The following is a 12,941-nucleotide window of genomic DNA, read 5'->3' as shown; positions in this document are numbered from 1 at the left end:
CCCGCATGCTCGTGAAACGGCTGCCGGATGCAGCGGGCATTCCGAATCGCTTGTTTAAGTGGTTAGTTGACTTTGACTGTGGACGCACCCGCCGTCATTTCGCCAATGACCGCTGCATCGTCAAATCCCTCTGCCTTGAATATGGCCAGTACCTCATCGACCGCGGACGGATCGCACGCGACCAGCAAGCCGCCTGAAGTTTGCGGATCAGTCAGCAGGTTGCGTGCAACATCGCCGTGTCGCGCGGAGAGAATGATATCTTCTCCATATCCGGACCAGTTTCGACCCGATGCGCCGGTGACATGGCCTTGCATGGCCATGTCAATGACACCAGGGATAAACGGCAGCTTCGCGAATTCGATCGACGAACCCAAGCCCGAACCGCGGCAGAGTTCCAGCAGATGGCCGCCGAGACCAAATCCGGTGACATCGGTCAACGCGTGGACGCCGGACAGTTGTCCAAGCTTGATGCCGGGCGTATTCAGTTTGGTGGTAGTGGCGATCATGGCGGCGTATCCGATCGCATCGAGCTTTTCCTTTTTCAGTGCCGCGGAAAGAATACCGATGCCCAACGGCTTGCTCAGTACGAGCTTGTCGCCCGCTTTCGCGCCCGCATTGCGCTTCAGGTTTTTCGGATTAACCAAACCGATAGCGACGAGGCCATATATCGGTTCGACTGAATCGATGGTGTGCCCGCCGGCGATTGGAATGCCGGCCTCTTTGCATACTGATTCGCCGCCATCGAGAATTTTTCGGATCGTATCAAGCGGCAGCGTGTTGATTGGCATGCCGACCAGTGCAAGCGCAAAAAGCGGTGTCCCGCCCATGGCGTAAACATCCGAAATGGCGTTGGTCGCCGCGATGCGGCCAAAGTCATACGGGTCATCGACGATCGGCATGAAAAAATCGGTGGTGGCGACGATTGCCTGGGTCTCGTTGATCTGATACACGGCGGCATCGTCGGATGTTTCTACACCGACCAGTAGCGCCTTGGGAAGGAACGGGTTGCCCGATTTGGAAATGATCTGCTGCAAAATGGCGGGCGCAATCTTGCATCCGCAGCCCCCGCCATGGGAAAGCGAGGTCAGGCGCGGATAAATGCTCTTGGCTTGGCCCGGTGCGTTCATTTAGTGTTCCGTGGTTGGTACGTTGCGGGATTCTACGCTGCCCAGTCATGCGTGGATTCACGCCGAATGACGGGAAATCAACTCGACCCGGCAATCAGCTTATCAATCATCTGACACAGGCTGGCCCGTTCGGTTTCCGGCGAGAACAACTTTGCCCGTGCCGCACATGCGGTGTTGAGCCGTGAAAGCAGATTGCTGTCGCTGACGCATCGGGATAATAGTGACCATAGTGCTTCGGCATCGCCGACCGGAAAATAGCCGGGATAGTCATGTCCGAGCATGCCGACATTGCCCGACACGCGCGACGCGATGACCGGCGTTCCGGATGATATCGCTTCGACAATCACGTTTGCGCCGCCTTCCATGATTGAGGGATGAATCAGCACATGGGCACGTTTGATGGCGGCGCGCGTGAGTCCATGCGGTAGCGCGCCAGCCCAGTGGTAGTGGCGATTGCACGCGGAAAGTTCACGGGCGCGTGACGCGAATTTTTCGTCAAGTGGCGCGCCAATATGCAGGATGCGCAATGGGCAATCATCCGGAATCAACTCGGCCAGGCGGAAAATTGTCTCCGGATCTTTCTCGCCTCTCAGATGCCCGACCACAATACAATCCAGTCTGCCCTTGGCCTTTTTTTTCGCGGGTCGCAACGCCTTGGCGGATTGGTAGATCACGTGCGTTTTATGCCGGTACTCGCGCGGAATGTGTGAAATGGCGTCGTCCTGAAGGACAACGAGCGCGTTCGCCGTCGCGATGCTGGCTTGTGCATCGGCGTTTGCGTGCAGGTCGCGATAGAGGTCGGTGCCGGTAAGCGTGACGATAAGCGGCTTGTCCGGATACTGCGTACGAAATTGCCGGATCGCGTCGGCGCCGCGGCGGGCATGCAATGCGATCATCGCATCGACCTCCTGGGGCGGCTTTAGCGGCCACGCATTCTGTACAATTGTCTTGAAATTGTCCTGAAGCAAAGTCTGCCAACGATGCGCCGTGCGCCAGTTGCCGTTATTGGCATCAGCCAGGTAGGGCGTAACAATTGCGATAACCGGTAAGGAGTGGGACATTGATGTCGGCTGTGGCTGAGTCGGGAGTAGGACAGGAAGATGACGTGGACTTCGCGCAAGGCATTCCGGCGTTGCGCGAGACGCTGATCCGCCAGCGAAAGTATACGCTTGCGCTCTACGCTGAACTGCCCCCGGCGTACTGGCAGCCGGCACAATTTCCTTATTTGCCGATCGTCAATCCGCCGCTTTGGGAGCTTGCGCATATCGCGTGGTTCGCGGAATTCTTTTGCCTGCGTTGGCGCTGCGACGACATCCTGGGACTCAACACGCCGTCCGTTCTTGCGGTGGCAGACAGTCTGTTCAACTCGAAGACCGTCCCGCACGGCGCGCGCTGGAGCAGTAGTTATCCAGACCGGCAGGTTTGTCTTGATTATATGCAGCGATCGCTTGATGCGGTTCTCGCTTCACTGGATGCGAGTGCCCCGGACGATCGCGACAGATTTCGCCTCGCGATTGCTCATGAGGATATGCACGCCGAGGCGCTGACCATGACGCTCGTGACGCTTGGGCTGCCGTTGCCCGTCGGCGTGCCGGCTCGGTGCATGGCAGTCTATGCGTGTCGCGATCTGGGTTTTGATGGCGGATCCATTGAGCTTGGTGCCAGCGCAAGGCGGCTTCGCTTCGACAATGAAGCGCCCGCCTGGCAGCAGGAGGTGGCGCCATTCTCGATTGCGTCTCGACCAGTTTCTGCATTGGAGTTCGCGGCTTTTGTTGAGTCGCCTGATTACGTTGACGACCGGATTTGGTCTGCGCCGGGCAGGCAATGGCGGCTTTCCAGGCAACAATTGCGTGATCGCCCAGGTGAGCCCTTGGGATTTGCGGCGATGCACGTCAATTATTTCGAAGCGGAAGCGTGGTGCCGCTGGGCGTCACGCCGGTTGCCAACGGAAGCGGAATGGGAATTTGCAGCGAGTCGTTCGCCGGAATTGCGCGCATCCACCGGCCAGGTCTGGGAGTGGACGTCATCGATCTTTGCGCCTTATCCTGGATTTTCACCCGGCCGCTATCGCGACTATTCCGAGCCCTGGTTCCATACGCATCAGGTGCTGAAGGGCGGATCATTCGCGACGCACCCGCGATTGAAGTATCCGCAATACCGCAATTTCTATACGCCGGAGCGAAGCGACATGTTCTGCGGTTTCCGCACCTGCGCCATTGCGTAATTGCGGTCTGAACTGGGATAAAATTCGTCTTGGCGGGTCTCCCCGCATTCAATCTTTGTGAATCTGGTCAGGTCGGGAACGAAGCAGCCACAGCGAAGTAATTGAAGTGCCGGGGGTCGGGCTCGCCAAGATTACAGGCAGTTGAGCGACGCAGTCGGTCAACTCACGCACCTCTCACCTCTCCTCTCCCTTGGGAGGGGAAGACGGCGGTGAGAAGATTGGGCTGACTATTCAGCAGCACACCTCGCATCATTTTCCGGATCCATGGCCCACCAAGTCCTAGCCCGCAAATGGCGCCCGCGTAATTTTGCTGATGTGATCGGACAAGATCACGTTGTGCGCGCGTTGACGAATGCACTCGACACGGGTCGTATTCACCACGCGTACCTTTTCACCGGTACCCGAGGCGTCGGCAAGACTACCCTGGCGCGGATACTCGCGAAGGCACTCAATTGCGAGACGGGTGTCACGTCCAAACCTTGCGGCGTATGCACGGCCTGTATGGATATCGACGCTGGCCGTTTTGTCGATTTGATGGAAGTTGATGCGGCCACCAATACCAAGGTTGACGAGATGCGCGAACTGCTGGAAACAGCCCAGTACGCGCCGGTGTCGGGTCGCTACAAGGTTTACATTATCGATGAAGTTCACATGCTGTCGAAATCGGCTTTCAATGCGATGCTGAAAACGCTGGAAGAGCCGCCAGGACATGTGGAATTCATACTCGCCACGACCGATCCGCAAAAGCTGCCTATTACGGTGCTTTCGCGCTGCCTGCAGTTCAATCTCAAGAATCTGTCACCGCCGCTGATTGTTGAACACCTGTCAAAGATTCTCGGCGCGGAAAAAATCAGCTTCGAGAAGCCTGCGCTGGAAATGCTGAGCCGTGCGGCAGAAGGCAGTGTGCGGGACTCTCTGTCATTGCTCGATCAGGCAATTGCTTATGGTGCGGGCGAAGTCAAGGCCGATCACGTTGCCGCCATGCTTGGCGCGCTGGATCAGACATATCTGTTTTCAATGCTCGATTGCCTGGTCAACCGCGATGCAAAGGGACTGGTGGCAGAAATCGAACAGCTCGCCGCGCGCAGTGTTTCATTTGACATCACGCTGAAGGACCTCGGCAGTTTGTTGTCGCGGGTCGCGTTGGTGCAAAGCGTTGGCGACGGGGCGGACGATGGGCCGGATGCCACGAATATTCAACGGCTCGCCACGGCCTTGAAGCCGGACAAGGTGCAGCTTTTTTATCAGATTGCGTTGCTTGGTCGCCGTGATTTGTCGTTGGCACCTGACGAACAGTCTGGCTTTACGATGACGCTGCTACGCATGCTGGCGTTTGCCGGTGGTGCCGCGGACGCGGTGACGACTGGCGGCGATACAGCGCCGGACACCGAGCGCTCCTCCGAGCGTAAAGTGGCTGCCTCCGGCGAGGCGAAATACGGTGTTGAAAGGCAAAACACCAGTGCTGGCGCGCTTTCCAGGGCAAAAGTGTCCCAAGAGCCAGTATCCACGAGGACTTTGTCTGAGAAATATGTAAACGTCGAAGCGCCAGAGGTAGGCAAGGCGAAGCCCTCAATCGGTGATTGGCCGACATTCGTGGCGGGACTGAATTTGAGCGGCCTGGCAGGCATGCTGGCGAAGCAATGCGAATTCAAATCGTTTGTGGATGGTGTGTTGGAGCTGATACTGCCTGGCGCGCAAAAGCACTTGGCGGACAAGGCGTATCAGGAAAAGCTCAAGTCCGAGCTGCTGCCGCATTTGGGGGCCAATTTACGGCTCAATATTCGCGTCGGTGATGTGTCGGGAGTCAGCCTCGCCGCGCATGAAGATCGCGAGCGTGCGCAGCAGCAGAAGGCCGCCGAAATCGCCATCGACGAAGATCCATTTATCAAGCATCTGAAGCAGGATTTCGGCGCGGACGTGGTCCGCTCGTCGATTCGTCCGGCAAATTCATAATTACTTTATAGAGTTGAGGTAAAGAGCATGATGAAAGGTGGTTTGGGCGGCCTCATGAAGCAGGCCCAGCAGATGCAGGAAAACATGAAGCGCATGCAGGAGCAGCTGGCGACGGTGGAAGTCGAGGGCCAATCCGGCGGCGGGATGGTGAAAGTGGTAATAACCTGCCGTAACGACGTAAAAGAATTTTGATCGATCCCAGCGTGATGGATGACAAAGAGATGCTGGAAGATCTGATAGCGGCGGCCGTGAACGATGCTGTGCGCAAGGCCGAATCCACTACACAGGAAAGGATGGGCGGGTTTACCGCGGGACTCAATCTGCCGCCCGGAATGAAATTGCCATTTTGAGTTCACCGGCTGCACACCAACATTGGTCTTGTCGAGCGGTTGAATGAACGCTCCTTCTTCGCTCGATGCACTGATACAGGCTCTCCGCTGTCTGCCCGGCGTCGGGCCGAAATCCGCGCAACGCATGGCCTATCACCTGTTGCAGCGTGATCAACAGGGCGCGGCGCGTTTGGCTGACGCCATGAAGCGGGCAATCGAGCGTATCCGGCATTGCGCTATGTGCAATACCTTTGCTGAAGCGGAAACATGCGAGATCTGTTCCTCCTCCAAGCGCGACAAATCTTTGCTTTGTGTCGTCGAGACGCCGGGTGATTTGCTGATGATGGAACAGACCCAAACCTATCGCGGACTCTATTTTGTTTTGATGGGTCGGCTATCGCCGCTTGATGGCATTGGCCCGCGCGAGATTCACCTCGATCGGTTGCAGCGAAGGGCTGCCGATGGCCTCGTGAAAGAAGTCATTCTCGCCACAAATTTCACGGTGGAAGGTGAAGCCACCGCGCACTATGTGGGTGAGATGCTGGGTGAAATTGGCTTGAAAGTGACGCGCATTGCGCGAGGCTTGCCGGTCGGCGGTGAGCTTGAGCATGTCGATAGCGGTACCCTCGCGCAGGCGCTCATCGAACGGCGCTCCGTCTAACTGGCGGGGGCGGAGCTATTCTGCGTGACCCAGCCTGCAATGCGCCGCAGCATCATTCGCAGGAACCGGAATAGTTTGGGTAGCAGCCAGATCATCACCAGAACGAATAGTGCCAGCAACATGAGGAAAACCGCCGGGTGCTGAAACGCGACCCACAGGCCTCCTAGCACGGCCGCTTCTTCAGAGAACGAAGCCAGCCAATTGCTGACAGGTTCAGGCGACGTATTGATCGCAAGGCGTCCGCCCGCTTTCGTAAAGTGCGTGCCCGCAGTGATGGTTCCACCGATCAATCCGGCCGCGAGCGCCCATGCCTGACCGTCCTCGGCGCCAATGACTCCGGCGGCCAATAACGCTCCAGCGGGAATGCGAATGAAAGTGTGTGCGGCATCCCAGATTGAATCGAGGCCAGGGATCTTGTCAGCAAAGAACTCCACAAACAGCAGCAGGCCATTCGCCCCCAACACAATCGGGTGCGAAAGAATCGCGAGACTTTGCGGACCTTGCCATCCAAACCAGTGAAACTGTCCGGCGAGGCCAACGAGAAACAGCACCGCATAGAGTCGAATGCCGCTTGCCCAGGCGAGTGCCAGCGCAATGGCGATGGTGGTGAGTTGATGATCCAATCGAGCCTCTTGATAGTCGCGAAAGTAATTTGATGCTAACGCAGCCAAGCCGACTTTGCTGACATCGCGCTTGAAGGAAAAAGTTTGATTGATGTTGACCGGGTCGGTGGAATATGGCTATAATTGCGGTTCTTCGGAATTCATACGAAGCGGACACGAAAGTGGCGCCAAGCAACATGCAGTATCGGGCGCGGGGTGGAGCAGTCTGGCAGCTCGTCGGGCTCATAACCCGAAGGTCGCAGGTTCAAATCCTGCCCCCGCAACCAAAATGAATTCTCGAAATTGTTCTTTAAAAATTTGACAACCGATAAAGGTGGGCACGGGATGTGGAGGTGCCCTGGGTTGACGGGTGGTTACCTGAAAGGGTGATTGCGGAAGGCTGGATTGATAATCTGGCTGGAGGTTGATTTAGGGTTTGAACTCAACATATCGAAGTGCTCACAAGAAGTAAATATTGATAGGTAAATGGAAACATATACCTGTTGATGACTTTGAGTGATTAGGCGTTTGGCCTCAGGGCTAAACGTTGAAACAAACAGGTATTAAACTGAAGAGTTTGATCCTGGCTCAGATTGAACGCTGGCGGAATGCTTTACACATGCAAGTCGAGCGGCAGCGCGGGGCAACCTGGCGGCGAGCGGCGAACGGGTGAGTAACATATCGGAACGTATCCATAAGTGGGGGACAACCTAGCGAAAGTTAGGCTAATACCGCATACGCAGGAGACTGGAAAGTGGGGGATCGCAAGACCTCACGCTTTAGGAGCGGCCGATATCAGATTAGCTAGATGGTGAGGTAAAGGCTTACCATGGCGACGATCTGTAGCTGGTCTGAGAGGATGATCAGCCACACTGGGACTGAGACACGGCCCAGACTCCTACGGGAGGCAGCAGTGGGGAATTTTGGACAATGGGGGCAACCCTGATCCAGCCATTCCGCGTGAGTGAAGAAGGCCTTCGGGTTGTAAAGCTCTTTTGTTCGGGACGAAACGGTTTCACCTAATACGTGAGACTACTGACGGTACCGGAAGAATAAGCACCGGCTAACTACGTGCCAGCAGCCGCGGTAATACGTAGGGTGCGAGCGTTAATCGGAATTACTGGGCGTAAAGCGTGCGCAGGCGGTTTTATAAGCCAGATGTGAAAGCCCCGGGCTCAACCTGGGAATGGCATTTGGGACTGTAAGGCTGGAGTATGGCAGAGGAGACTAGAATTCCTGGTGTAGCAGTGAAATGCGTAGATATCAGGAGGAATACCGATGGCGAAGGCAGGTCTCTGGGTCAATACTGACGCTCATGCACGAAAGCGTGGGGAGCAAACAGGATTAGATACCCTGGTAGTCCACGCCCTAAACGATGTCAACTGGTTGTTGGGGTTTTTTAACCTTGGTAACGAAGCTAACGCGTGAAGTAGACCGCCTGGGAGTACGGTCGCAAGATTAAAACTCAAAGGAATTGACGGGGGCCCGCACAAGCGGTGGATGATGTGGATTAATTCGATGCAACGCGAAAAACCTTACCTACGCTTGACATGTCCGAGATCCCGAAGAGATTTGGGAGTGCTCGAAAGAGAATCGGAACACAGGTGCTGCATGGCTGTCGTCAGCTCGTGTCGTGAGATGTTGGGTTAAGTCCCGCAACGAGCGCAACCCTTGTCATTAGTTGCTACATTTAGTTGGGCACTCTAATGAGACTGCCGGTGACAAACCGGAGGAAGGTGGGGATGACGTCAAGTCCTCATGGCCCTTATGCGTAGGGCTTCACACGTCATACAATGGTCGGTACAGAGGGTCGCCAACCCGCGAGGGGGAGCCAATCTCAGAAAGCCGATCGTAGTCCGGATCGTAGTCTGCAACTCGACTACGTGAAGTCGGAATCGCTAGTAATCGCGGATCAGCATGTCGCGGTGAATACGTTCCCGGGCCTTGTACACACCGCCCGTCACACCATGGGAGCGGGTTTTACCAGAAGTAGCTAGGCTAACCGCAAGGGGGCCGGTTACCACGGTAGGATTCGTGACTGGGGTGAAGTCGTAACAAGGTAGCCGTATCGGAAGGTGCGGCTGGATCACCTCCTTTCTAGAGTGAACTGAAGCGTTTGGTGTCCACCTTTATCGGTTGTTAATGAGTAGAAACCGGAAACAAGGTCTGCACGGTTGCGCGACGCTGGTTTGTCATGACAAAATCCCCCGGCTCTGCCAGTGATTTTTAACGCCCAACAAAAGTAGGGTACTGTTTGGGACGGGGATTAGCTCAGCTGGGAGAGCACCTGCTTTGCAAGCAGGGGGTCGTCGGTTCGATCCCGTCATCCTCCACCAGATTGGGTCTGTAGCTCAGTTGGTTAGAGCACCGTCTTGATAAGGCGGGGGTCGTTGGTTCGAGACCAACCAGACCCACCATCACCACCTGCGGTGGGGCATCACAAGCACCTGCGGTGAGGCGGATTGAAAACCCCTGGAGTATTTAGCAGTGGATGTTCAACGGACAGATGTTGAATGTTTAGTGCTCAATGCTTATAGCGTTGAAGGTTTCTTGTTCTTTAAAAAAGTGGAGAAGTAAAGAAAACGCATTAGGCATGCACGGTCGAGTTGGGCTTGTGGATGAAAAATGCGGGGTTAGATTGTATCGACCGTCATCCTTTAAAGAAGTGAGTTCTCGAGGGGTGGGGGTAACAAGCGCGATTGTATGGCGTGGTTCTTCAGGTAATGTCAGGAGAGCTTAACGTTATAGAGTCAAGTGAATAAGTGCATGTGGTGGATGCCTTGGCGATTACAGGCGATGAAAGACGCGATAGCCTGCGAAAAGCTTCGGGGAGCTGGCAAATGAGCTTTGATCCGAAGATGTCTGAATGGGGAAACCCAGCCCGCAAGGGTACCTGGACCTGAATACATAGGGTCCAAGGAGCGAACGTGGTGAACTGGAAACATCTAAGTAGCCATAGGAATAGAAATCAACCGAGATTCCCAGAGTAGTGGCGAGCGAAATGGGACCAGCCTGCAACCTTTAACTTCAGATTTAGCGGAACGGTTTGGAAAAGCCGGCCATAGTGGGTGATAGCCCCGTACGTAAAAAATCAGGAGCAGAACTAGGATTGAGATAAGTAGGGCGGGACACGTGAAATCCTGTCTGAAGATGGGGGGACCATCCTCCAAGGCTAAATACTCGTAATCGACCGATAGTGAACCAGTACCGTGAGGGAAAGGCGAAAAGAACCCCGGGGAGGGGAGTGAAATAGATCCTGAAACCGCATGCATACAAACAGTCGGAGCCCTGCTTTATTAGTCTTTACCTAGGGGTTCTTTGTCGTCCGAGCGCGTAGCGCGAGACACGACAAAAGATTTATGAGGGGAGTGAAATGTGTTCGAACGAAGACAATTTCTTTGTTTGGATGCATAACTCGATCGAGTTAGTTGAGTGGTGACGGCATTGCGCGTGGCGCCTGTTGATTAGCCCGCAGGGCTAATCAAGCAGGGTGACGGCGTACCTTTTGTATAATGGGTCAGCGACTTACGTTTTGTAGCGAGCTTAACCGCATAGGGAAGGCGTAGCGAAAGCGAGTCTGATAAGGGCGACTAGTTGCAAAGCGTAGACCCGAAACCGGATGATCTATCCATGGCCAGGATGAAGGTGCCGTAACAGGTACTGGAGGTCCGAACCCACTAACGTTGAAAAGTTAGGGGATGAGCTGTGGATAGGGGTGAAAGGCTAAACAAATCCGGAAATAGCTGGTTCTCTCCGAAAACTATTGAGGTAGTGCCTCAAGTATCACCATCGGGGTAGAGCGCTGTTTTGGCTAGGGGGGCCGTTTAGGTCTACCAAACCAAGGCAAACTCCGAATACCGATGAGTGCGAGCTAGGGAGACAGACGCCGGGTGCTAACGTCCGACGTCAAGAGGGAAACAACCCAGACCACCAGCTAAGGTCCCCAAACACAGTTAAGTGGAAAACGAAGTGGGAAGGCTAAAACAGTCAGGATGTTGGCTTAGAAGCAGCCATCATTTAAAGAAAGCGTAATAGCTCACTGATCGAGTCGTCCTGCGCGGAAGATGTAACGGGGCTAAACTGTACCGAAGCTGTGGATTTGTACACTCCACTTTAGTTTATTGGCACAAGCTGTCGGCGGATCGCGAAGCGATTCACCCGACAAAGCGCGCAACACTGATCGAAATGGTGTTCAAAGCGAGACTAGTGAATTAAAGGGAGTGTACAGATGGTAGGAGAGCGTTCCGTAGGTCTGTGAAGATGCATCGAGAGGTGTGTTGGAGATATCGGAAGTGCGAATGCTGACATGAGTAGCGATAAAGGGTGTGAAAAGCACCCTCGCCGAAAGCCCGAGGTTTCCTGCGCAACGTTCATCGGCGCAGGGTGAGTCGGCCCCTAAGGAGAGGGCGAAAGCCGTATCTGATGGGAAGCTGGTTAATATTCCAGCACCACTGTTCAATGCGATGTGGGGACGGAGAAGGTTATGCAAGCCGGGTGTTGGACGTCCCGGTTCAAGCGTGTAGTCGTGCTGCTTAGGCAAATCCGGCGGCTTAGATGAGGCGTGATAACGAGTTCTCTTAGAGAGCGAAGTTGCAGATACCAAGCTTCCAGGAAAAGCCACTAAGCTTCAGTTGAACAGGACCGTACCGCAAACCGACACAGGTGGGCAGGATGAAAATTCTAAGGCGCTTGAGAGAACTCAGGAGAAGGAACTCGGCAAATTAACACCGTAACTTCGGAAGAAGGTGTGCCTCGATAAGGTGAAGTCCCTCGCGGATGGAGCCATAAGAGGTTGCAGAGAATCGGTGGCTGCGACTGTTTAACAAAACACAGCACTCTGCTAAGACGATGAGTCGACGTATAGGGTGTGACGCCTGCCCGGTGCCGGAAGGTTAAATGATGGGGTGCAAGCTCTTGATTGAAGCCCCGGTAAACGGCGGCCGTAACTATAACGGTCCTAAGGTAGCGAAATTCCTTGTCGGGTAAGTTCCGACCCGCACGAATGGCGTAACGATGGCCACACTGTCTCCTCCTGAGACTCAGCGAAGTTGAAATGTTTGTGAAGATGCAATCTCCCCGCGGCTAGACGGAAAGACCCCATGCACCTTTACTGTAGCTTTACATTGGACTGTGACACGGTCTGTGTAGGATAGCTGGGAGCCTTTGAAGCAGTGCCGCTAGGTGCTGTGGAGGCGTCGTTGAAATACCAGCCTGATAGTGTTGCGGTTCTAACCTGGGTCCCTTATCGGGATCGGGGACCGTGTATGGCAGGCAGTTTGACTGGGGCGGTCTCCTCCCAAAGAGTAACGGAGGAGCTCGAAGGTATCCTAGGTACGGTCGGACATCGTACTGATAGTGCAATGGCATAAGGATGCTTGACTGCGAGACTGACAAGTCGAGCAGGTGCGAAAGCAGGTCATAGTGATCCGGTGGTTCTGAATGGAAGGGCCATCGCTCAACGGATAAAAGGTACGCTGGGGATAACAGGCTGATACCGCCCAAGAGTTCATATCGACGGGGAGTTTGGCACCTCGATGTCGGCTCATCACATCCTGGGGCTGTAACCGGTCCCAAGGGTATGGCTGTTCGCCATTTAAAGTGGTACGTGAGCTGGGTTCAAAACGTCGTGAGACAGTTTGGTCCCTATCTGCCGTGGGCGTTGGAAATTTGACGGGGGCTGCTCCTGGTACGAGAGGACCGGAGTGGACGTACCGCTGGTGTACCTGTTGTCTCGCCAGAGGCATCGCAGGGTAGCTATGTACGGAAGAGATAACCGCTGAAAGCATCTAAGCGGGAAACTCGCCTGAAGATAAGATTTCCCGGGGTTTAACCCCCTTGAAGGGTCGTTCGAGACCAGGACGTTGATAGGTCGGGTGTGGAAGCGTGGTAACACGTTAAGCTAACCGATACTAATTGCCCGTAAGGCTTGACTCTATAACCTTAAGCAAAGCGTTATAGACAAGGCGCGCAACAATCTAATCAGTTCTTTACTTCTCCCACCCCATGCGGTTGGACGTTCACTCAGGCGCAACACGCGCCGAACGG

The 12,941-nt window shown here is 54.8% G+C and carries 6 protein-coding genes, 2 tRNA genes, 2 rRNA genes, 1 other RNA gene and 1 pseudogene; 9 read left to right on the top strand and 3 right to left on the bottom strand.

Annotated elements, in window-relative coordinates; genetic code table 11:
- Positions 1 to 62: 62 nt before the first annotated feature.
- Together selD and IPP88_20920 are read right to left on the bottom strand one after the other, a co-directional pair.
- Positions 63 to 1,127, bottom strand: a complete 1,065-nt coding sequence (selD, locus tag IPP88_20925) for a selenide, water dikinase SelD (GenBank protein MBL0125058.1) — start codon at positions 1,125 to 1,127, stop codon at positions 63 to 65.
- A gap of 77 nt (positions 1,128 to 1,204) precedes the next feature.
- Positions 1,205 to 2,188, bottom strand: a complete 984-nt coding sequence (locus IPP88_20920; protein ID MBL0125057.1) for a TIGR04348 family glycosyltransferase — start codon at positions 2,186 to 2,188, stop codon at positions 1,205 to 1,207.
- 2 nt (positions 2,189 to 2,190) lie between these two features.
- On the opposite strand from IPP88_20920, the gene IPP88_20915 reads away from it, so the two are divergent.
- The 5 genes and pseudogenes from IPP88_20915 to recR all read left to right on the top strand — a co-directional run bounded on the left by IPP88_20915 (position 2,191) and on the right by recR (position 6,294).
- A complete protein-coding gene (locus IPP88_20915; GenBank protein MBL0125056.1) occupies positions 2,191 to 3,351 on the top strand; it encodes an SUMF1/EgtB/PvdO family nonheme iron enzyme in 1,161 nt (386 codons plus the stop codon).
- Between the two features lie 31 nt (positions 3,352 to 3,382).
- Positions 3,383 to 3,481, top strand: an RNA gene (ffs, locus tag IPP88_20910) — signal recognition particle sRNA small type.
- Positions 3,482 to 3,615: 134 nt separating this feature from the next.
- The gene (gene dnaX / locus IPP88_20905) at positions 3,616 to 5,304 is read left to right on the top strand and encodes a DNA polymerase III subunit gamma/tau (protein MBL0125055.1); all 1,689 of its coding nucleotides are present in this window, start codon (positions 3,616 to 3,618) and stop codon (positions 5,302 to 5,304) included.
- A 27-nt stretch (positions 5,305 to 5,331) separates the two neighbouring features.
- Positions 5,332 to 5,654 (top strand): annotated as a pseudogene (locus tag IPP88_20900) (YbaB/EbfC family nucleoid-associated protein).
- 43 nt (positions 5,655 to 5,697) lie between these two features.
- A complete protein-coding gene (gene recR / locus IPP88_20895) occupies positions 5,698 to 6,294 on the top strand; it encodes a recombination protein RecR (GenBank protein MBL0125054.1) in 597 nt (198 codons plus the stop codon).
- Here the strand turns inward: recR and IPP88_20890 are convergent.
- Positions 6,291 to 6,917, bottom strand: coding sequence for a DUF4126 domain-containing protein (locus IPP88_20890; GenBank protein ID MBL0125053.1), 627 nt, complete (start codon positions 6,915 to 6,917; stop codon positions 6,291 to 6,293). The genes recR and IPP88_20890 overlap by 4 nt on opposite strands.
- A 189-nt stretch (positions 6,918 to 7,106) precedes the next feature.
- On the opposite strand from IPP88_20890, the gene IPP88_20885 reads away from it, so the two are divergent.
- From IPP88_20885 to IPP88_20870, 4 genes are all read left to right on the top strand, one after another.
- A tRNA-Met gene (locus tag IPP88_20885) sits at positions 7,107 to 7,183 on the top strand.
- Positions 7,184 to 7,461: 278 nt separating this feature from the next.
- Positions 7,462 to 8,993 (top strand): 16S ribosomal RNA (locus IPP88_20880).
- 243 nt (positions 8,994 to 9,236) lie between these two features.
- A tRNA-Ile gene (locus tag IPP88_20875) sits at positions 9,237 to 9,313 on the top strand.
- Between the two features lie 331 nt (positions 9,314 to 9,644).
- Positions 9,645 to 12,830: ribosomal RNA gene (locus tag IPP88_20870) — 23S ribosomal RNA — on the top strand.
- The 16S and 23S rRNA genes sit together here with 2 tRNA genes alongside, the layout of an rRNA operon.
- The last annotated feature ends 111 nt before the right edge of the window (positions 12,831 to 12,941 follow it).

This window comes from Betaproteobacteria bacterium, from assembly GCA_016720925.1.
Classification (GTDB): domain Bacteria; phylum Pseudomonadota; class Gammaproteobacteria; order Burkholderiales; family Usitatibacteraceae; genus UKL13-2.
The sequence above is the reverse complement of the archived record's forward strand: the minus strand, read 5'-3'. Positions and strand labels throughout refer to the sequence as shown.

What these genes read in the sequence shown, in the direction of transcription:
- selD (MBL0125058.1), bottom strand. Translation starts at nt 1,127, where the DNA reads ATGAACGCACCGGGCCAAGCCAAGAGCATTTATCCGCGCCTGACCTCG.
- IPP88_20920 (MBL0125057.1), bottom strand. Translation starts at nt 2,188, where the DNA reads ATGTCCCACTCCTTACCGGTTATCGCAATTGTTACGCCCTACCTGGCT.
- IPP88_20915 (MBL0125056.1), top strand. Translation starts at nt 2,191, where the DNA reads ATGTCGGCTGTGGCTGAGTCGGGAGTAGGACAGGAAGATGACGTGGAC.
- dnaX (MBL0125055.1), top strand. Translation starts at nt 3,616, where the DNA reads ATGGCCCACCAAGTCCTAGCCCGCAAATGGCGCCCGCGTAATTTTGCT.
- recR (MBL0125054.1), top strand. Translation starts at nt 5,698, where the DNA reads ATGAACGCTCCTTCTTCGCTCGATGCACTGATACAGGCTCTCCGCTGT.